General features: G+C 44.3%; 13 protein-coding genes. 1 reads left to right on the top strand and 12 read right to left on the bottom strand.

Annotated features, from left to right (window positions below; translation table 11 throughout):
• Window positions 1–228 precede the first annotated feature (228 nt).
• The 5 genes from QUA25_RS16145 to QUA25_RS16125 all read right to left on the bottom strand — a co-directional run bounded on the left by QUA25_RS16145 (window position 229) and on the right by QUA25_RS16125 (window position 12,091).
• Window positions 229–1,728 carry a response regulator gene (locus tag QUA25_RS16145; protein ID WP_333039553.1) on the bottom strand — a complete coding sequence of 500 codons (1,500 nt, stop codon included), beginning with the start codon at window positions 1,726–1,728 and terminating at the stop codon, window positions 229–231.
• A gap of 9 nt (window positions 1,729–1,737) precedes the next feature.
• Window positions 1,738–7,782 carry an AAA family ATPase gene (locus QUA25_RS16140; protein ID WP_333039550.1) on the bottom strand — a complete coding sequence of 2,015 codons (6,045 nt, stop codon included), beginning with the start codon at window positions 7,780–7,782 and terminating at the stop codon, window positions 1,738–1,740.
• Between the two features lie 821 nt (window positions 7,783–8,603).
• Window positions 8,604–9,002, bottom strand: a complete 399-nt coding sequence (locus tag QUA25_RS16135; RefSeq protein ID WP_333039549.1) for a transposase — start codon at window positions 9,000–9,002, stop codon at window positions 8,604–8,606.
• A gap of 111 nt (window positions 9,003–9,113) precedes the next feature.
• Window positions 9,114–10,790 carry a mechanosensitive ion channel gene (locus QUA25_RS16130; protein WP_333039548.1) on the bottom strand — a complete coding sequence of 559 codons (1,677 nt, stop codon included), beginning with the start codon at window positions 10,788–10,790 and terminating at the stop codon, window positions 9,114–9,116.
• Between the two features lie 362 nt (window positions 10,791–11,152).
• Window positions 11,153–12,091: a transposase gene (locus tag QUA25_RS16125; RefSeq protein ID WP_333039546.1), complete on the bottom strand. Its 939-nt coding sequence runs from the start codon at window positions 12,089–12,091 to the stop codon at window positions 11,153–11,155.
• Between the two features lie 147 nt (window positions 12,092–12,238).
• Here QUA25_RS16125 and QUA25_RS16120 point away from each other — a divergent pair, with 147 nt between their 5' ends.
• Window positions 12,239–12,703: an SRPBCC family protein gene (locus QUA25_RS16120; protein ID WP_333039545.1), complete on the top strand. Its 465-nt coding sequence runs from the start codon at window positions 12,239–12,241 to the stop codon at window positions 12,701–12,703.
• A gap of 153 nt (window positions 12,704–12,856) precedes the next feature.
• On the opposite strand, the gene QUA25_RS16115 is transcribed toward QUA25_RS16120, so the two are convergent.
• From QUA25_RS16115 to QUA25_RS16085, 7 genes are all read right to left on the bottom strand, one after another.
• The gene (locus QUA25_RS16115; RefSeq protein WP_333039543.1) at window positions 12,857–13,543 is read right to left on the bottom strand and encodes an alpha/beta hydrolase; all 687 of its coding nucleotides are present in this window, start codon (window positions 13,541–13,543) and stop codon (window positions 12,857–12,859) included.
• A 310-nt stretch (window positions 13,544–13,853) separates the two neighbouring features.
• Window positions 13,854–14,678, bottom strand: a complete 825-nt coding sequence (locus tag QUA25_RS16110) for a transglutaminase family protein (RefSeq protein WP_333039541.1) — start codon at window positions 14,676–14,678, stop codon at window positions 13,854–13,856.
• Window positions 14,679–14,846: 168 nt separating this feature from the next.
• Window positions 14,847–16,724: a DNA mismatch repair endonuclease MutL gene (mutL, locus tag QUA25_RS16105; protein WP_333039539.1), complete on the bottom strand. Its 1,878-nt coding sequence runs from the start codon at window positions 16,722–16,724 to the stop codon at window positions 14,847–14,849.
• A 197-nt stretch (window positions 16,725–16,921) separates the two neighbouring features.
• Window positions 16,922–18,016: an ATP-binding protein gene (locus QUA25_RS16100; protein ID WP_333039537.1), complete on the bottom strand. Its 1,095-nt coding sequence runs from the start codon at window positions 18,014–18,016 to the stop codon at window positions 16,922–16,924.
• Between the two features lie 340 nt (window positions 18,017–18,356).
• A complete protein-coding gene (locus QUA25_RS16095) occupies window positions 18,357–19,628 on the bottom strand; it encodes a beta-ketoacyl synthase N-terminal-like domain-containing protein (RefSeq protein ID WP_333039535.1) in 1,272 nt (423 codons plus the stop codon).
• 218 nt (window positions 19,629–19,846) lie between these two features.
• A complete protein-coding gene (locus tag QUA25_RS16090; protein WP_333453084.1) occupies window positions 19,847–20,632 on the bottom strand; it encodes a peptidylprolyl isomerase in 786 nt (261 codons plus the stop codon).
• Window positions 20,633–20,808: 176 nt separating this feature from the next.
• On the bottom strand, window positions 20,809–21,375 hold the full coding sequence (locus QUA25_RS16085; RefSeq protein ID WP_333039529.1) for a photosystem I assembly protein Ycf4: 567 nt from the start codon (window positions 21,373–21,375) through the stop codon (window positions 20,809–20,811).
• Between the last annotated feature and the right edge of the window lie 42 nt (window positions 21,376–21,417).

Here is a 21,417-nt window from a genome sequence, read left to right as displayed (position 1 = left end):
TATCATTATTGTTCCATAATATTTCTGCAGAAAGAGGTATTGACAAAATCTACTCCTTTCTAACTTGTTACCAATGATCGCACCCGAATACTTCATTCTGTAGGTGAGAAATCAGTGGTGGGTTAGAGAGTAACATCGAAGCGCGATAGCCCCTAAATTTTTAAACTTGCTATCCTGAAATTGTTCTAAAAAATCAACCCCATAGATTCACTAACTTTTTGCCGAACATCAAGCTGACAGCGACAAGACAGGAGACTCCTGCCGAATCGGAATCTCAATAGTAAACTCTGTTCCCCCGCCTGGTGCAGAAATACACCCCAAGCTTCCCCGGTGTTTTTCCACTACAATTTGCCAGCTAATCGATAGCCCAATACCTGTGCCCTTACCGGGGGGTTTTGTCGTAAAAAACGGGTTAAATACGTGGCGACGAACTTCTTCCGAGATCCCTGGCCCATTGTCCACAATTCGGACAGCTACGCAATTGCTGCTTGTTACTTCTGTGCTAATCCGAATCACGCTAGGATTCGCTTTAATTTCTTCTAGCGATCTCTGCGTGTTCCACTCGTCAATAGCATCGATCGCATTTGCAAGTACATTCATAAATACCTGATTCATTTCTCCCCCATAACAGTCCACTTCAGGCAGGTTTGGGCAATAGTCCCGCACCACTTCAATCGAGGGGCGGTCTGACTTAAATTTTAGTCGGCTCTGTAAAATCATTAACGTGCTGTCAATGCCTTCGTGAAGGTTGACCGATCTCATTTCATATCCTTCTTGCCGTGCGAAGAGGCGCAAAGATAAAACGATTTCGCGGATGCGATCGGCTCCTAAGTACATCGATTTGAACATTTTAGGCAAGTCGTCTTTGAGATAATTTAGCTCGCTTGCCACGATTTCTGCTTGTATATCTGGAGCCGGATTAGGATAGTGCTTTTCGTAGAGGTCAAGGATAGTGACCAAAGTTTTTGAATATTCCAGAGCATAGGAAAGATTTCCATAAATAAAATTAATTGGATTATTGATTTCATGGGCGACGCCAGCTACGAGTTGGCCTAGCCCGGACATTTTTTCGCTCTGAATGAGCTGGCTTTGCACCAGCTTGAGTTCGTGCAGGGAATTTTCGAGCTGTAGGGCTTTGTGTCGCTCTCGCGCTTCCGATGCTTGCAAAGCTGCTTGTGCAAGCTTGCGTTCAGCAGCCTCCTGCTTGAGGCGTTCATTCGTTTGGGAAAGTTCAGCGGTGCGCTCTTCTACTCGCCTCTCTAGCTCTTGTGTCAAAACTTGTAGGTCGGCTTGCGCTCGCTCGCGCTCGACAATTTGCGCCTGAAGCTTTTTAGTTAGATTTCGCAGATTCAGGTGCGTGATAGCCCGAGCTAAAACTTCTTCCTGTTGAAGGGGCTTAGTAATATAATCAACTCCCCCCACATTAAAGCCTTTGACTTTGCTTTCTGTATCGTCCAGCGCGGTCATAAAAATGACAGGGATATCTTTAGTTAAGTCATTAGCTTTTAGATGTTGACAGGTTTTAAATCCGTCCATTTCTGGCATCAGAACATCCAACAAAATTAAATCCGGCTGGCAATATTGCACTTTTTTGAGAGCATTAGACCCACTGCGAGCTACCCAAACAGTGAAGCCAGATGTACTCAAAAAATCCAATACTGAACCCAGATTAGTGGGCGTATCATCCACAATTAAAATAGTTCCTCTGTCTAAAGATTCGCTAGTCATTTTTAGTCCTCATCTAAACTGTTGAACAAATTCTACTAATTTGTCTTCTTCAAAGTTTTTGGTTAATTCAAGCAACTGATTGGCAAAAGGTGCATAACGCATATCTATTGCCTTCAGCTTGCTGGCTCGCTTCTCAATACTGAGGAGTTCACCTTTCATGGCTAAATCGAACAGGACTGCAACTTCTTCCGAAGGGGGAGCAATCAGTTGTTGGTCTTGGATTTGAGAAGGGGGATGGGTGAAGATACCTTCGGAACTGAAAGTTGTTCGCTCATCATAAACCCATTCTAAACGTAAATGGTGGCCCAAGCATTCTAATAACTTTTCTGCCCGAATTGGTTTGAGGAGAAAAGCGTTGCAACCAGCCTGGAAAATGCTTTGGGGTTCGCCGGATAAAATGCTAGCAGAAGTTCCGATCGCGATTACATCCTTCAATGGAGGGATTTTTCTGAGCCGCCTCACCGCTTCAAAGCCGTCCATGACTGGCATTACTAAGTCAATTATAATACAGTCCGGTTGAAATAACAGCGCTTTATTCACGCAGTCTTGACCGTCCGTTGCCTCCATTAATTCAAACCCAATGGGAGCTAAAAGATTAACGAGGACAGAGCGATTTTGCCAGCGATCGTCAACGACTAAAATTTTCCGCCGATCGCCTGAGAAACCCCTGATAATTTTTTCAGGTTCTTTTTGATACCCTTCCCAGCTTTCCGTAATAGGCAACTCTAACTCAAACCAGAAAATACTGCCTTTACCTAAAGAGCTTTGTACTTTCAGTTCGCCGCCCATCATTTCCACTAATTGGCGACTAATTGGCAGCCCTAATCCTGTCCCCTCTATCTGGCTAACTGAACCGCTGGATTGCTCGAAGGGCAAAAATATTTTTGAGAGTTCGTCCGGCGCGATGCCAATGCCTGTATCTTCTACTTGGAAAATAAATTTCGCTGTTAAGGATTCGGGATTGGCGATGGGTGATGGCAAAGATTGCTGAGTCTCTAATCTTTCTACTTTAAAACTAACGCCTCCTTTTTCGGTGAATTTTATGGCATTACCGAGTAAGTTGATGAGAATTTGCCGCAATCTTTTTTCATCGGCTTGGACGCAAGTGGGAAGTGGAGTTAGCGGTTCGTAAATCAAAGAGATTCCCTTCTGGTGGGCGCGAATCTGGCAGATTTCTGTAATGCCTTGGAGAAAGTCTGACAGGTGAAACTCGGTGAGGTAGAGTTCCATTTTTCCGGCTTCGATTTTGGAGAGGTCTAGAACGTCATTGATCAGAGTTAGGAGGTGTTCGCCACACTGATGAATGATGTTAATACCAGAATTTTGCTGACTGGTTAAACCTGTGTCTCGTTTGAGGATTTGGGTATAACCTAAAATGCCGTTGAGCGGTGTGCGAAGTTCGTGGCTCATGTTGGCGAGAAATTGGCTTTTGGCGCGGTTTGCGGCTTCGGCGGCTTGCTCGGCTCGCTGTCTCTCTTGAATTTCTACTTCTAGGCGCGTATTTTTGGCTTTTAATTCCTCGGTTCGCTCTTCTACTTTGACTTCTAAAGTGTGATAGAGGTTGGCATTCTCTAAGGCGATCGCAGCTTGTCCCGATAGCATCCGCAACACTTCTACCCGCTTCGGCGTGAAAGCGCCAGCAATCACGTTGTTTTCTAGGTACAGGATGGCAGTTAACTTACCTTGATATAGGATAGGCGCACACAAAATTGATTTTGGTTTGTGGTGGGTAATGTAGGGGTCGGCGTTAAAGATTTCCTCGCGGCCCGAATCATTTAAAACGACATCTTTCTGAGTTCTGGTGACGTAATTAAGTACCGAGATAGGCACTAGCCCAGAAGTTGATACTGGTAAAGATTCCAGCACTCGGACTCCATCTTTAGTCCCCGCCGCTTCTATAACCAGTTGACCCTCTTTTAAGAGAATAAGCGATCCAGTTTCAGCGCCTGCGTTTTCTATCAAAATTTTCATTAACTTGGTGAGCAAGTTAGGTAGAACAATTTCGCTAGAAATGGCACTCGATGCTTTCATTACAGTTGCCAAGTCTAGCAACTCTGTTTGAGCGCCTGTAATGGTCAAAGGAGGAATTGTCATCTTAGGATCGAAAGGGGTTTCGGTGACCGCAGGCGATCGCGCTATTAATTGCGGGTATTTTTCTTCTAGATGTTTAACTTTAGCTAAAGCTCCCCAGCGCATATAGGCATAATAAGCATCGGTCATGTAGGTGCGGGCAATCTTTTCTTTACCCCATGAAAAATAAAATTTAGCAGCGAGTTCGTGAGCTAGTGCTTCTTCGTTGATGTACTCGTTTTCTTTGGCAAGAGCGATCGCTTTGTCGTACATCTCGATCGCTTCTACTTTTTCGCCTAAAACACGATTTTTTTCTGCCTCTACTAAATAAAATTTATGTAGATGATTCATTGGGGCATAATGCGCCCATTTTTGCAATTTTTCTTGATTGGCTTGTACTCGGTTAAGAATGTCCTGTTGGTCGGACTGCGAAGTTTCAGGATACACAGCTAGCCGTACTAGAGAATCGTAGAAATAGAAGATAACAACAGTTAGCTGCCCTGTAGACGATCCGAAAGAACTTTCTACTTGAGGGATGTTTTTTAAAGCTTCCGCATAATTCTCAAACACATAACACAGCGCAAGTTTGTGCAAGTATAAGTAATGAATTGCCAGTTGGTTGTTGGTTTGCTGATATAGCGGCAGCATTTTATCTTCGTCGTAGATTTCCCCCTTTAACTGGCATATATTTTCGCTTCTTCCCATCATGTTTAAGACGGCTTGCCAACAGATTTTTGTATTATTAAGCGCTGTTTCTTGGTTGATTTTATGAATGGCATCTGTGTAAGTTGCTATCTCTCGTTGGAGCTGCATTAGTTGCTTGCCCACAAAAAACGAGTAATGACTCCACACCATGACGGCATAGCCAGCATATTCTAAATCTCCAGTTTCCAGCCCAGTAGAGAAAGCTGCCAGGAAAGGTTCTAAGGTATTTCGGACGTGTTCTTTCCAATGTTGAACGGCAGCATACACTAAGTGGCAAGTCTTGACTTCGATTTCTTTGGCATTTAACTTTGACACTAGACGTAAAGCTAATTGACCGAACTCATAGCCCCGCTCAATATCTCCTACCGCCCCGCAAAGAAGAAGACTGTATACCGCATACGCAAAGGGAGACACAGAAGCATTGCCATATTGAACGGATAAATCGATTTGTTTGCACACTGTTAAAGGCACCAGTACGGGCATTCCAGAATAGCAAGCAGAAAATATACTTGACAAAATCCTGATCGCTGCTAATTGATAAGGATCGGTCATTTCAGGAAGATCGATTAAGTCCTCAATTCGAGTTCCGCTCAAAATTGCCGCAGTTTCCCCCAGCGCCTGCCCAATATCAGATGGGTTTGGCGAGTCGGGAAACTCTACCTCCAACTGCTTTAAGACTTGCAGCCCCGTATTCAATGCTTCGACCAGCTTGTTCTGCGCCATATAAGCTTGAATCTGGACTTCGTACACTTTTACTATGTCCAATAGCGTTTTGGCGCAGTTTTGTACTATCTCAACGAATCTCTGCATTCGGTCAAAATCACCACTCAAATATGCTGACTCTGCTGCTTCTTCATGCAGCCTTAAAGCCAGTTCATATTGATTGTCCCAACTATCTACCGCTAACAGAGATAAACCCACTTGCAAATATTTGACGGCGGAATCGTGGGCTGTAGCAGCTTTCGCTTTCTGACCTGCAATTAGATTCAATTGGGCTAGTTCATATTTTTGGGATTCATTGGTAAGTAAGTCAGTACCATAATTGAGTTGGTTAACTAAAGCGAAAATATTTTCTTTTCGGTCTTCAGGCGTTGTACTTTGCAGCAGCAGTTGACCGATTTTTAAGTGGGTCTCTTTTTTCTGCTCATCGGGAATCAAAGAATAGGCAGCTTGCTGCACTCGGTCATGTAAAAATTTGTAGTCAACCTTCACATCAGTTAAGGTAAAACCGCCCGATTCTTCCTGACTAAATACGAGGGGAATTTTGTATTCATTGCTCAAAGGTAAAATCAACCCAGCTTGAAGTGCTGCCCACAATTGCGCTGCCGTGACTAAGGAAGATTCCTGATTGACAATCGCCAAAACTTCTAAGTTAAAAGTGTTGCCAATACAAGCAGCAAATTTTAATACTTTTTGTGTATCTTCGGGCAATTTGCGTATGTTTCTAGCAATTAGTTCGACAACATTGTAATCGGTGATGCCGATCGCTTGAATTTGCTCGATATTCCATTGCCACACGCCAGAATATAAATCATAAGTCAACAAATCTTCTTGATATAGAGTTTTGAGGAGTTGACTTAAGAAGAAAGGATTGCCCTGCGTTTTATTAAAAAGTAGAGACGCGAAATTTCGCGTCTTTACAGACAGGGATTCCGAACCGCCAGATTCATTTAAAGTATCCGCAATTAATTCTTCGACATGAACTAGGTGTAATGGTTGAAGGACAATATTATTCACCGTCGCACCAGTTTGGCGAATCTTGTCAATTGTTTGAATCGTCGGATGAGTTGGAGAAACTTCGTTATCTCGATATGCCCCAATCAGCAATAAATACTTGCTATCAGAATCAGTTATTAGCAATTCAATTAACTTCAACGATGCTGAATCCGCCCACTGCAAGTCATCGAGGAAGATAACTAAGGGATGGTCAATAGTCGTAAATACGCCAATGAATTGTTTAAAGACTCGGCTGAAACGGTTTTGAGCTTCAGTTGCCCCTAGTTCTGCTACGGGTGGCTGTTTGCCAATAATTAATTCGACTTCAGGGATAACATCAATGATGACTTGTCCGTTATCGCCTAAAGCGGATAAAAGTTTTTCTTTCCAAGTTTGGATTTCTACTTCGCTTTCGGTTAGAAGTTGCTGAGTTAAGGATTGGAATGCTTGAATCAGGGAAGCATAAGGAATATTGCGCTTGAACTGGTCAAATTTACCTGCAATAAAATAGCCTCGTTGCCGCACAATGGGTTTGTGAACTTCATTGACCAAAACTGTTTTGCCTATCCCGGAATAACCGGAAACCAGCATTAATTCGGTTGTGCCACTGGCAACGCGATCGAAAGTTTCTAGAAGTTTTTCAATTTCTTGGTTGCGACCGTAGAGCTTTTGCGGTATATTTAATTGCCCTGCTTTATCCGCACTTCCAACAACAAAGTTGGAAATATATCCGCTAGCCTGTAGTTTGAGCAAGCAAGTTTCTAAGTCAAATTTTAGTCCTTCATTGCTTTGGTAGCGGTCTTCAGCATTTTTAGCTAATAACTTCATCGCAATCGCTGAAATTTGTGGTGGGATTTCAGGATTTAGCTGGTGAGGGGGAATGGGAGTTTTGGCAATATGGCTGTGTACCAATTCCAGCGGGTCTGTGGAATTAAAGGGCAACTCGCCTGTGAGTATTTCATAGAAGGTAACGCCTAGTGAATAAAAATCAGTGCGGTAGTCAATTGACCGATTCATCCGGCCAGTTTGTTCGGGCGACATATAGGCGAGTGTGCCTTCGAGCAAATCTGGATGGCTGAGCGTCGAATTTTCTCGCTCCAGGCGCGAAGCGATGCTGAAATCAATAAGTTTAACTTTTTCAGTGGCTGGGTTGATGATAATATTTTGTGGTTTTACATCTTTATGAATAATGTTATGTTTGTGGAGTTCTGCTAAGGCAGAGACAAGCTGGAGACCCAAAGAAAGAAATTGAATGATTGTGAGTTTTTTACCATTCATCCAATCGTTGAGAGACTCGGAGCCTGAATCTTCTAATATCAGTGCTAAACCGTTTTTATAGCTTTCTAAACTAATGGCTTTGACAATCGATTCTACGTTCAAGCTGTGCAGGATTTGATATTCGTGTCGCAAGCGGGTTATGTCAGAAAGAGTGGGATACTCAGCCTTTAGCCTTTTGACGATCACGCTGGAAAAGTCCGAATCCTTCCGAGCGCGATCGACTGAAGTTCTTATCCCGCTGTGGAGGGTTTCAACGAATTGATAGCCAACTAAGTTGAGAGTCATTGTTATTCTACGGAGCGCAAGGAAATTGAGCGTGAGGTTAAGGCCGGTTTTAAAACTTAATTATTGTTAGAGCTGATTGTAACATAGTAGTTTACTCAACAAAAGTGAGCTCATGTTTCGCTTCTGGCCATCCTGGTCTCATGAGATTGTGTTGTTAACTGTAGTGCCTCAATGCGCGTTTTGGGTGTTTGTTGAGGGATTAGTCGGCTGCACTTTCTGTTGGGGTGTCGAGCGAGTGTTTTCCCGTTGCTGATAATTACAGCGTATTCCAGATTTATGAAGTACAGTATCAGCAGCTTGTAAACCAGTTTTTGAAGTGCTTGGTATTGACCAAATCAAGCGCCGTAGCAAGTATTACGTCAACCATCTTGGTAGTTGTTGGTGAGAACGGATGTAAAAAAAATTCCGTTGTGATCACCATAATTTTATCTGATTAAAATCCGGAGAATAGGGTGATAAATTCAGGACATTGGCACCAGCCGCTGGAATCAATGGTTCAATTACCGCCAACTTATGAGCTGGTATATTATCAATTCACTTCGACTGTACTATCCCCTAAGTTGGGGACTAAAAAGTGTTGAATAAAGACTTCAAAAGCCTGACACTCCATTGATCCATTTATGGTTCTTAATCCTACTACTTTTTTTAAGCTGATGGCTCCGACTACTGTAACTTTTGCACCCCGATAAAAGGGTTTTAAATCGTAGACTCTATGACCACATTTTGAAGGTGCATGGGTTCGTGTAAACCCCAATAAAACGCCCATTTACTGCAAAAAAACCAGGTTGTCAGGGTCAATTTTTTTCACCTTTTCCCAATATTCACACCTCAGAAGGTACTTCTTTCAGTGGCAGACTGACTACTGCGTATGGTCTTTTTTTTCGCGTCAAATTTTGTTTTTGTAGTTCACGACACATCATGCTAGGACTGACAGCTTCCTTGTAGTTCAAACGCCAATATTCACAATATTCTGACAACGTGCTATCCGGATATTTTTCTACCATCTGGGTCAATTCCGTCCGGCGCGAGTTTAACACACTTTTGGCGCTTCCACCCTGTTTTCCGGGTTGAACATGACCAGTCGTTTGTTTTTGTTTTAAAATTTTTTGAACAAACCCTTTACTCACATCAAATCTGGCGGCTATTTTCCTAATTGATGTATCATCTTGTTCATAGATTTTAACTATTTTCTCACGCAACTCGATCGAATAGGGTTTCATTTCTTTCGCTTATGTACTAAATACACTGTATCATATATACGTGGAATCTACTGTATTTAATCAAAAGTATAAAAAATGGCGTTTGTCAAGTACAAACGCCATTTTATAGAATTACAAACGTGGCGTCTTATCTTGTTTAAACGACGCTAACAATTCGCGAATTTGGTCGGCCGCAATCTCGCGCCCGCCCAAACCAAAAGCTAGAGCAATGCCAACTGCGATCGCCCCAAGCAGCAGCCCGAAAGCCAAATTCACAATATCGCTGCCAATGCCCATTTGTTGCAGCGCCAAGGCCGAAACAAAAGCAATAATCGCGATCCGAGCCGTTTGGCCCAAAAGCCGCGCTTGGCGAGTTCCAGAACTGGCAATCAAACTAAAGGCCAGATTCGCCAAATACAAGCCGATCGCAAATACCACCAAACCAGCCAGCACCCGACCTGCAACCAGGACAATACCGCTAACAATCGCAGTCAGCGCTGGAATCCGCAGCACATCGGTAGCAGCCACCACAGCAAACAGCATGATGCCCACCTGCACCACGATGCCGACAAACTCAGAAGGAGTGCGGGCCGGAAGTTCCGGTTCCTGAAGAATCGTTGCCTCCGGATCGATCGAACTCGGCGGTAGCCGCAGTCGCTGTTTCGGCTGTTGCACTCCCAACCAAGAAAAGACATTGTTAAAGCCAATTCCCGTCAGGATATTAGTCACCAAATCGCTGATCCAGCGACCCAAAAAGTAAGCAACCCCCAGAATTAGCGCTGCTGTAAAAATGTTGGGAAGCGCGCCCAGAACCGTGTTGAGCATCGCGATTGCCGGCTGCGAAATCGCCTGAATGTCCAAAGCGTTCAGAGCTGCGATCGCCGTTGGAATCAAAATCAAAACATAGACGATCGTCCCGACAATCCACGACAGCGATTGTCCGCCCGAAGTCCGCGAAATTCCAAACCGAGCGCCCAAACCGTCCGCCCCAGCAGCGGCCAACAGATTCGTGACAATCCGCCGCACCACCATAGCCAGTAGCCAGCCCACAAACCCAATCAGCACAGCTTCCAAAATTTTCGGAATTGCCGCCAGAATTTGGTTGAGTAAATTATTAACCGGCAGCAGAGCCTGCTGCATTTCCAGTGAGTCGAGAATCAGTGGCAAAAACAGCAGAAAAATGAACCAGTACAGCGCATTGGCCACAGTATCGCTCAGCAGCAAAGGGCGCTCAGTGGGCGCTGCGCCCACCTCCTGATTCAAGCGCTCGTCCACGCTAAAAGCCCGCATCGCCCGCGATACGGCCATTTTGGCTACAGTTGCCAACACCCAAGCAATCCCCAACCAAATTAGCGCGCCGGCTAACTTCGGCAAGAAACCGGTAATTTGATTGAGAAAAGTATTGAGGGGTTGCGAGACAGCCGTTAGATTCAGGCGGTTGAAAAAGGCAATTAGGAAAAAGATAAAAATGATCCAGAACACCGCTGCGGAAATCCATTTTTCCACTTGCGGGGCTCCAGCTCCTTCCGGTCGGCCGGTAATCCAAGCAGCCAACCGATTGTCGATCGTAGTCTTCTTGAGCAATCCCCCGACTACAGATGAGACGAGGGCTGATACTATCAAGCCAATTAGCAGGATACCGACTGCCCAGAGGAGATTTTCAATGTTTGAGCCCTGAAGGAAATTGTTAATTCCGCGTTCGGCATCTGTCAGCGGATTCCCGGGCTGGGCCTGGGCCAAAATGCGATCGGACAAAGCCGCTATGGGGCCCGATATCGGCTGAGTTATTTCTTGCCAAGTTTCATTCATTTTTTTCTCAGGTTAACGTCACATTTGACAAGGAGAAGACGAAACTTTAATAATAGTTCCAAAAAATCTAGGCATCGCCTAAATTTAATATTTGTACACTTTTAATGTACTGGGTTAACTACAAAACCCTCTATCGAATTTGGGATCAACCCATCTCCTACTGCTTTTGGGCCAATATTCAAAAAACCGTTTACATCGGCCTTTATGAAGCGTCCAGTTTGGGTTCTGAACAATCCTCTTTTTACCCTACTGCCAATGTAGTCGGAATGTTGTTAAATTGGTTCCAAATCCAAAGCTGAACATTTGGAGGTGTAACTCTCCTCACCTAACCCAACTTGAATTCCCGCAAGTTGTCCTTTGTACTACAACATTTGCACAAACCGGCAATGGGGAATACAGGGAAAATTTTGATTATTAACTTTACCAGTATTAATCCCATCTTTAAAATCATCGTTCCCGCCTATAGCCAGCAAGCCCATTTGATGATTAACCAGTCCTTTAATAATTGCGGAACTCGTCGTGTAGAGGTAGTAATCCACTTTACAGTTACGCTTGTGCCACAATTGGGCGACTTTTTTACGGTTTTTTTGCGCTACGGGCAGCAATGACTCCAATGCCGATGAAACTTGATTGCAGTATTGGTTTCTTGACTTAACACCCTGTCCCTCGTAGATTGTCGGTACTAACCCAGGAACATTGTAGGTTAATGTTGCCAGATTGTTTAATCCTAAACCTATAGCAGCTACTCTCTGATTAATTTGTAAAGGCTGTTCTAACTTTTCAGAGAACACCTCGACAACATAACAACCTACTTTGGGAACAATCCGGATTTCCAGAAGCGAGATGACTTTTGAGGGCAACCAAATATTAGTCCCAGAGGAACGATAATATCCTTTTTTTAATGCTTTTTTGCTGACAGCTTGACAATTAAATACACCAACATAGCGCCCCTCCTCTCTTGTTCGCTCTCTTGAACCTTTATAATGAGGGATTTTCCGGGCGGCTTTAAATTTAGTCGTGTCTTCCTGATAGTTTCGCGCCCCCAGATAGTAGCTAGTCCATGCTTTGATCATTAAGCCGAGGGTGCTTTGTGCTACCTTTGCAGGCAGTGATTTGTAATCATGACTTGTTTTGAGCGCGTGATAAACAGCCAGAGCGTTTGTTTGTTGGCGAGCGAAAAAGTTTTGACGGTAGATGTAATTAGCGCTATTGTAAATATTTTTGCAAAGCAAAGACAGTCTATCGGCTTCTCGATAAAACCTATGATTTGGTTTAATGATGTGCCTTTCGACTAACTCCATAATCAGTATATATACTTTATTTCAAGATGATACACTGTATTTATGAGTGTGTCAATCTTTTAATTTCTGGGAAAATTGACGTTACAAGTAAATAAAGGACTATCAAGTAAGCAAAGTTTTGTAATACCCTCCTTGTTGCAGGTTCTCATGTCAATTCGTCAAGTTTTCGAGCAATCCATTGAAATTCGCGCTGCTGCTACTCTGGTGGAGCAATGTATAGTCGATCGCACTTTAATGCACAAGTGGCTCAATCCCCTGCTACGCTGCGATCCCCAGGGCGAATGGGATACTACCGTAGGAAGTCGCAGCTTATTTATCATAAAAATTCCGGTTTTGCAACCCTCTTTAGAGAGTGTTGTGTTGGAGCGACAACCCGGTTTAATTGTTTGGGGGTTTGACGGATTTTTCAAAGGATGCGATCGCTGGGAATGCCAGCCGCAAATCCAAGGAACTCTCTTGATTAACCGCTTTGAATTTCAAATTCCCAATCGTTTAATTAGATTTGGTTTCAATCGCTTTGCAGCCCCTTGGACAGAAAAAGATATGAAAGACCAACTCCGCCGACTCAAGCGGGTAGCCGAGCAACTATCTCAAAGAATGGGTAAGGGGTAATGGATAATGGGTAATTGGGAACTTTTACCCTCGCGTAGCCGAAGAATTGGTAATGGGTGATGAGTAATTGCTAATAGCTGAAAGCTAGAGCTAATAGGAAAAAAAGCACCAATTCCCAATTCCCCATTCCCCCTTCCCTCCAACTTCAGTTATTTATTTCGCACTTCCCGATGGAGTGGGCTGACAAATCATTTCTCTCGCCGAATTCACGGCTTGGTTAGCCGTATTTTGCAAAGCCGGGGAATTCTGATACAAAGCTTGCAAATCTTGCACATCTTTAATCACTCGTTCGTAAATAACCATCGCTTGATTGCCGTCAACTTCTAAAGCAGCAGGGCTGTAATTTTGCATCAATTCAATCAGCGATATTTTGCCATCTTTGGAAGCGGCGACTAAAGCATCGCGCAGTGCGGGCACGCTTTGAAGCCGAGCACTCGGCGCATAAGCAACCTCGCCCAATTGTTTAAAAACAATTTCCCCAAAATAAGTGCTTGCTAGCCGCGCTACTAATTGGGAATCTAAAGGCACTTCTCGCGTTAATATTTCGCGCATCGACTGGGGAGTTTGTTTCGCAAGACTCAGAACGCTTTGCAGTTGAGATGATGCTTGGCCGGTTTGTGCAAAGCTTTGCAAGTCGCTCATCGGTAATGTTACGTCAACAGCACCGTATTTTACGGTAACATTATCTAATGCAAAGGCTTTGCCGCTGCTTAGGAATACTGCACTTGTTCCCAGCAAAAGCGCCAAACCTAATGATAAAGACTTTGACATTCTTTTGGTTAAATGGGCTGACAGCGGTTGCATTCCGTTGAGATAACTTTGTTGAAACTGAAAGTTCATGAGTTTGTGCCTCTTTACGTCAAAATACTTTTTAGATCGCTCGTCTGTGCGGGTATCAGTGCGGATATCAGTCGGGAAAGTCGAATCAGGATTTCCGTAAATGACCTATAATTTTACAGTCAAGTCCAGCAAATTCAACCTATCAAAAGATAGGTGTTAATTGCTAATTAATATGTTATACTTAGCGTTTTGACAATTTTATATACCTTTGCAAAAATGATAAAAGCGAAATTGGGTCGTCGGGCAGCAGTTTATTGAATGTCACTTTTATTTCTTATAGTGTGCTGTGCGACATATAGCGAATTTAAGTTCAAAGATCCCGATCGAGCCGATCGACCAATTGGCGAATTCTAGCAGCATCAGGAGCATTCGGAGCATTTCTCAGGTATAGTTCCAAATCGTGGCGCGCTTCCACCAAGCGTCCCAGTTGATAATAGAGAATTCCGCGATCGCGCCGTTCCCCCAGCGCATCGGGAAACAGCAGCAAAATCCGTTCGATCGCCAAAAGTACCCTCACAGCATCTCGCTGCTGCAAGTAAATCGCCTTCAGATTTCCCAGCATTCGCCCCAAAAAATGTCGGCGACTTACCGGGGCGAGAAAAGCCGGCTGCAACTTCATAGGTTGGCCGTAAATTTGAGAAAGTCTGGCTTGACAATCTTCAGGAAATAATATCTCCCCGCCGTTAAACGCATCAACAAAAATGCCAGCATCTTCAAAATCCGGTCTAATTAAAAAATGTCCCGGCATTCCAATTCCCACCATCGGAAAATCAATGCGCTTAGCAACCTCCAAATAAACCAAAGATAAAGAGATCGGAATGCCAGTACGCCGATCGATCACTTCATTCAAAAAGCTATTGCGCGGGTCGTAATAATCAGCATCATTCCCCGAAAACTGCAACTCCCCGTATAAATAGGCATTAATAGTTTGAAGAATCCGCAGCGGATAATTCTGTGCCGGCAGGCGAGCACGCACTTCATCTGCGATCGTGTCTAAAGCGTTGAGATACTCATCGGGTTCTAAATTTGGGTATTCTTCCAAAGCCATGTAAAGAGCAGCTTTCGCCAAATCGATCGAGCCATCAGGCTGATTTATTTCTCGATAAAAGAGTTGTCGGGCGATCGGAAAATCCATATTTATGATTTATTTGATTTTAATTGACATTTTATACGAATATCCAGTTGCCCAAAAAAATATTAAAAACATCTCTCTTCTCTTCCTCTCTGCGTTCTCTGCGCCCTCTGCGGTTCAAAAAAAACAGTCTTGTATGTAACGCGCACCTTACAGCTTAACTTTTAACCTTCAAATCCCGTGACTTTTGCCAATCACCCAACTGCGGCGAAAAATCCGAGCCAGAGTCGATTCTTCCAAAGCAAAATAGATAGGGCGACCGTGAGGACAAGTGCGCGGATTGCGAGTTTGCTGCCATTCATCCAACAAATTTTGCATTTGGGAAAGACTCAAAGGAGTACCGTTACGCATAGCGCTGCGACAAGCAGTAGCAACTTGAGCAGCTTGCAAATCTGCGACTTTACTGAGTTCAAAAAGCGCATCCGCACAGTCATCTCGATCGGCTAACAATTCAGGAACTTCGCGGGCGGCCCATAGCTGTTCGCCAAAACTTTCTACTTCCAAACCCAAGCGGGATAAATTCTCTATTTGCAGTGCAGATAATTGACTGAGAATTACGGGTTTTTCTAGACATTTTAGCTGCCAAGCCGCGCACAATTGCTCATATAAAACGCGCTCGTGAGCGATATGCTGTTCTATCAACCACATTCCGCTCGGATGTTCCGCAACAATGTAAGTATTGTGAATTTGAGCGATCGCCCTCAATTCCATCAATCCTACTTTATTAGCTTTTTCCTGTTCGCCACCTTCATCATTCTGCCTAGCCGAAATCCCGACACTGTAAGCACTTTTTTGTTCCGATGCCTTCAGCAATTGTCCCACTCTATCGGGAATTGGGGCAGCAGGTAAAACCTCATCATTTAGGTGCAAAGCACGACTAATTGCCGCGCTAACTTGTTCTTGCCAAAAACTCGGATCGTGCAGATAAATTTCCACCTTAGCCGGGTGGCGGTTCCAATCGATTTCCGAGGGAGAGATTTGCAGGTGAACAAAACACACGGGATAGCGATCGCGCGGACAAGTGCGGGCAAAGGCGCTGAGAATAGTTTGCTCTAATTCGGGCGATCGCACAACTCGCCGATTTACCCCAACTTTCACCCAATCCGGCCGCCTGCGGTGACAGCGATCGGGCAAACCAATTACTAACTCCAAACACTGGGAATTAGGCATTTGGAATTGGGAAGTAGCAACTGGTAATTGGTAATTAGGTTTAACTGTAACGCCAACAAGTTGAGTTTCTATCAATAAATTTGCTGCTTTATTATTTGCAGGGCTGGCTGGCAAATCTAACTTTAAATATTGCAAATCGCTCGATCGCACACCGCGCACAAATTGAGGTAAAATGTGTGCCGCAGTGCTACCAGGAGTTACGTGCAAACAAGGCGTATTTCCTTGACGCAACTGCCAATTAACGTGCGGGTGACAAATAGCAATTTGCTGAAGGGTTAATTGGATCGATCGCATTTGCTGTGCCGGTGACAAAAAACTGCGGCGCACAGGCCAATTGCCAAACAAATTATCAACAGTCACCACCGTACCAGGAGCGATCGCCGCTGTTTCCACCTCCACAGCAACGCCTGCGTTGTTGTAAATCACCCGCCAGCCCGATCGAGCATTTTCAAATCCCCCCTTGTTAAACGATGATTTGGCGGGGGTTCGCGCCGACTCTCGATTTTCCGAAAAATCTCCCAATCCCAAATCATTTGATCGGCTCAAAACCTCCAAACAGCCCAACTGAGCTAAACTGTGCAAAGCTTCCCCGCGAAATCCCAAAGTATCAATTTTGTAAAGGTCAGCTTCAGTGGTAATTTTGCTCGTACTATGAGGCGAAGCCGCCTGCTGCAAATTTTCCAGATCCATTCCCGTACCATTATCTGCAACTTGCACCCGCCACTGTTCCGGCCAAACAGAAACAACGATGCGAGTTGCACCAGCATCCAGAGAATTTTCAACTAATTCTCTTACCGCTGCGGCGATCGAGTCAATCACTTCGCCAGCGGCAATTAAATTGATAACTTCTGTGGGTAAGGTTTGAATAGTAACGGGCATCAAATTTTTAGCTTTTCGTTAATTCAATTATACTTGATTCTCCAAGTCGCTACACAGTATTAGGATTTACGCTCTTAAACCCGGTTGATTAAGAAAATATTATTTTATCACAAGATATCTACTCATCAACTAAGTCTCTGAGGCTTAGTGAGAAAGTCCTAAATCTATATCTTCCTACCTACTTAAATTTGATCTGCTCAAGCCATAATTTTCGGCAAGCGGATGTAAAAAGTTGTGCCTTTCCCGTCCTCTGACTCATAAGTAATTTTCCCTTTGTGAGCCTCAACGATCGACTTAACAATCGCCGTTCCTAACCCAGTACCAGTCCGCTTGCCATAAGTTACAAACGGTTCAAATAACTTTTCCTTAATTGTCGGCGGAATGCCGGGGCCGTTATCGTAAATGCTAATTTCTGCCCACTCCTCACTTTGTGTCACCGCAATCTCCACCCGACCCCCTCTGCCACTAAAAGCCTCAACAGCATTCCCAACTAAATTTTGTAAAACGCGCAAAATCTTATTTTCATCCGCTTCCACTATAACTTCTGTCACCCGTACTGCTAAATCTACTTTTGCTGCTTCACAATAAACTCTGTTCAACTTTTCAAACTGCTGCAATGTCTGAATTAAATTAATTGGTTTTTTATGTAATACAGAATTACCGCGCGAAAACTCTAATACTTCTTCAGCCATCCCCAACATCCGCTGAACTTGCAATTGAATAAGTTCGCACCACTCCTGAGTTTCCTCATCGGGGTGCATTTCTTTGAGCATTTCTGTGGAGAGTTTAATTCCGGTAAAAGGACTTTTGAAATCGTGAATAATTGTACTCACCATTTCTCCTACCAATACCATTTTTTGTTTATGTACCAACTGGCTAACATATTGATCCGTGGTATCCCGTAAATTTTTAGTAATGAAGCTAAACATTTGCAGTACCGAACTGCCTTTAGCAAACTGGAGAGTTGTTATGAGTTCTTCACGGCCTATTTTGGCCAAAGTCGAGCCTGCAACTGCCACAGCTCTAGCACTGCGTGGTTCTCCGTCTAAAACTCCGAGTTCACCAAAATAATCGTCTGGCTTAGCGACAGCAACAGTTTGATATTTATGATTTTCAATTCGCTTGCTAAACTCGACTTTACCTTCTAAAACTAGATATAAAAAATCCGCTGTTTCTCCTTCTTCAAAAACCAACGTTTCTTCAGCAAAACTCTCCAAAACAGCTATTTGGCAAAGGTGAGCAGCTTGCTCTGGTTCAAAATAAGACATAAATCGATGAAATACCAGATCCATGTTAAAATACCTGAAACTTAATTTCAACAGTTTCTTTCTTCTATTTTCGCCGATCGGCATCGATGCGTTAATAAAATACAATACTGCTTTAATCTGCCTCTATTTTCTGACATCCCAGGCTTGGACGCAAGGATCTGGGTCGGGATGCAGAGCCAGACTAGCATAGCAGCAGCAGCAGTAATATCACCAAAATTCAGAGTTAATTGACTAAAATACCTAAATATTGTACTATTTTTTAGATTTATATTGGATGTGCGGGCGGTTTCTCCGGCCACCTCAGAAGATTTTAACTGTAGAGATATCGTGTAATTTAAATGCCGCTCGACCGAGTTTACAAAAATTAACGATCGCCCGATAAAACGATCGCAGCATTCTGCCCGCCAAAGCCAAAACTTAAACAAACCACATTTCTGACAATAGCCGATCGCGTACAGCGCACAAAATCTAATTCAAACCCCGGTTTTTTCATTCCCACGCAAGGCGGCAACATCTGATATTTAATACTCATCAAACAAAAAGCCGCGCCCAAAGCTCCCGAAGCTCCCAAAGTATGACCCGTAGCTCCCTTAGTCGAACTAACAGCAACTCCTCGGTTAAATAACTTCTCAATTAACAGTGCTTCGTGTCGGTCATTTAAATCAGTTGCAGTACCGTGAGCATGAATAAAATCTATATCAACCGCCTCTAAATTACTGCGTTTCAAACATTGATTTACCGCCGCGATCGCACTTCCCCCCCCCAAATCCGGCGCATTAGCATGGCAAGCATCATTTGTCAAGCCAAAACCGGAAACTCGACCGTAAATTTTAGCACCACGACGCCTTGCCAAGTCGGCAGATTCTAATACAAATAAAGCCCCGCCTTCACCGAGCACAAAGCCTTCCCGATTTTCGTCAAACGGATAGCACCCAGTGTTTGCCAAAGCACCCATCCGGCTAAATCCAGCCAGAGTCAGCGGTGTGATAGGCGCTTCCACAGCACCTGCGATCGCCCGCTGACACTCACCAGTGCGGATTAAATCAACAGCACGGGCGATCGACCAAATACCCGTCGCACAAGCAGCCATAGGCGCCAGTACCGGCCCCGTCGAACCAATTGCCCTCGCCGCTGCGATCGCCCCCATGTGAGGCAAAAAATTCACAAATTGAGAATTGGTAATCGGTAATTGGGAATTGGGAATTGGGAATTGGGAATCGGTAATTGGGAATTCCCTTGCTTCTTGCGACTTCCCTCTTCCCAATTCCCTCAGACTTCTTCCAACTTCCGTCTTTCTTCCATCCGTTACATCCCGTACATTGCTCGTTGCCGAACTTCCTTCGCTTGCCAACAGTTCCAAATTTGCCTGGAAGCCTCGGCTAGAACCGATCACAATCCCGCAATCGCGCAAAGGCAAAGTCAAATTAGCATCTTGCACAGCATCTATTAAAACCTGTCGAATTAAACTCATTAAATCGACAGGTTTTGTGCCAATTAAAGCCAAAGGTCGCCGTTCCAGTTCTATAAAAGGTTGATGTTGCCGAATTCCTGATTCCCCAGACAACAATCTTTTCCAGCTACAATCCAGAGTGCCTAAAGCAGAAACCAGCCCGATTCCCGTAACAACAACATCCACAAATGCCCTCAGCTTCCCAAATTTTTAGTCATTAGTTATTAGTTATTAGTTATTAGTTATTTATGATTGGAACTAATTATTAACTACTAAGCAACGAGCAACAATTGATATCGTTTCCGGTTGCATCGGAATAATAAAATCGAGTCAACCGTCAACAGTCAACAATCATCTCGATCGTGCAACCGGAATTGATATGACGAGTTACGACTGACTATTGACTACTGAACAGGCTTAAAATTTTCCAAACCCTGAGTAACAGTAGCCTTATCAATGCGATCGCCCGCTTCAATCTTATCAATCACATCCATGCCTTGCTTCACGTACCCAAAAACCGCATAGCTACCGTCCAAAAACGGTACATCGGTCAAAGTAAAGTAAAACTGAGAAGAAGCCGAATCAGGACTCTGCGATCGAGCCATAGCAACAGCCCCGCGACTGTGCATCAACACGGGTTTATCCTTAACCCCAGCTTCTTGTAGCGTCGCGCTGTAAGTCGGATTTGCAGCACCTTTAGCTTTAATTTCTAGAGGAATCCTGCGTTCGGCAGTAGTTTTTGGGTCAATAAAACCACCAGTTCCCAGCCGCGCCGTAGGGAATTTAGGGTCTTTACCTTGGGGGTCGCCGCCTTGAACTACAAAAGGCTGAGGTTCCCGAACTACTCGGTGAAATACCAGCCCGTCGTAGACTCCTTTCTGAACCAAATCGACAAAATTGCCCGCAGTAATTGGCGCATTTGTGCCGTCGAGTTCGATCGTAATTGGAGCACCTTTAACCGTCATCACCACCGTTGCTTTTCCTTCCAATCGTGGCAAATTGCTAAATTGCGAACTCGCCGCTACAGCAGCAGGAGACGGAGACGGAGACAAAGAAATATTTTCACCCGACGCCGGATTCGATGTGGGAGTCGAGTTTGCCACAGGGGAATTACCGCAGCCTCCGACAAACAACGCGCCAATTATTAAAAGTGAGAACAACCACCGCTGAATTTTGACTTGCATTTGCATTTGTATTTTCACTTTCACTTTCACTCAATGATGTAAGGTGCGCAATGCGCACCCTAGACTTATCGATTTACCAGGGATAATTTGCACCGCTTCGTGCTCACCCAATATTTATCGATTTGGTGCGCATTGCGCACCCTACGAGACATTACCAATCGAAAATCGAAAATCAAAAATCCCTAAAGTCCTTCTAGGGGAACTTGCAAAAATCGAGCCAATTCGGCTGCTTGATTTTCCACTTGCGACAAAGCAATCGGCTGTCCGACTCTAGTCAGGGGAAACTGACGGCGGTCTTTAAGCTTAAGATAAATACTGCGACGGGGACTGAGACCTTCTTTAATGTCTACCCGCACAGATTGCACATCCGATGTCTTGCAATTAAAATCAACTTTGCGGTTTTTGCCGGGAAAACCCCAGCGAAAGATCCGAATGTTACCAGTTTGCCGATCGAACTCGTTGTAACCGCCACCGACATCCCAGAGAATAGTCAGCCACAGGTAAAGCGCCAAAAGCACGCCACAGACACCGTAGAAACCCATCGCAATGCCTTGGGGGATGAAAACAAGCTGAGTCGGGTCAGCAAAAGGCAGCAGGTTAACGTGCAAGTAGCTGGAAATGCCCGACAGCAGGAAACCAGTCCCTCCAATGCTGACCACCGTCGCCCACCAGTAATTGCTGAAGCGGCGGGAGCCCAAAACCGGGTAGCGCAGGACAGGATCGATCGAGGTCATTGTTTTTGCAGTCATAAAATTAAACAGCCTTAAAGCCAAATCTTAATTCAATTAGCC

This window comes from Microcoleus sp. Pol17C6, from assembly GCF_036701145.1.
Taxonomy (GTDB): Bacteria; Cyanobacteriota; Cyanobacteriia; order Cyanobacteriales; family Microcoleaceae; genus Microcoleus.
The sequence above is the reverse complement of the archived record's forward strand: the minus strand, read 5'-3'. Positions and strand labels throughout refer to the sequence as shown.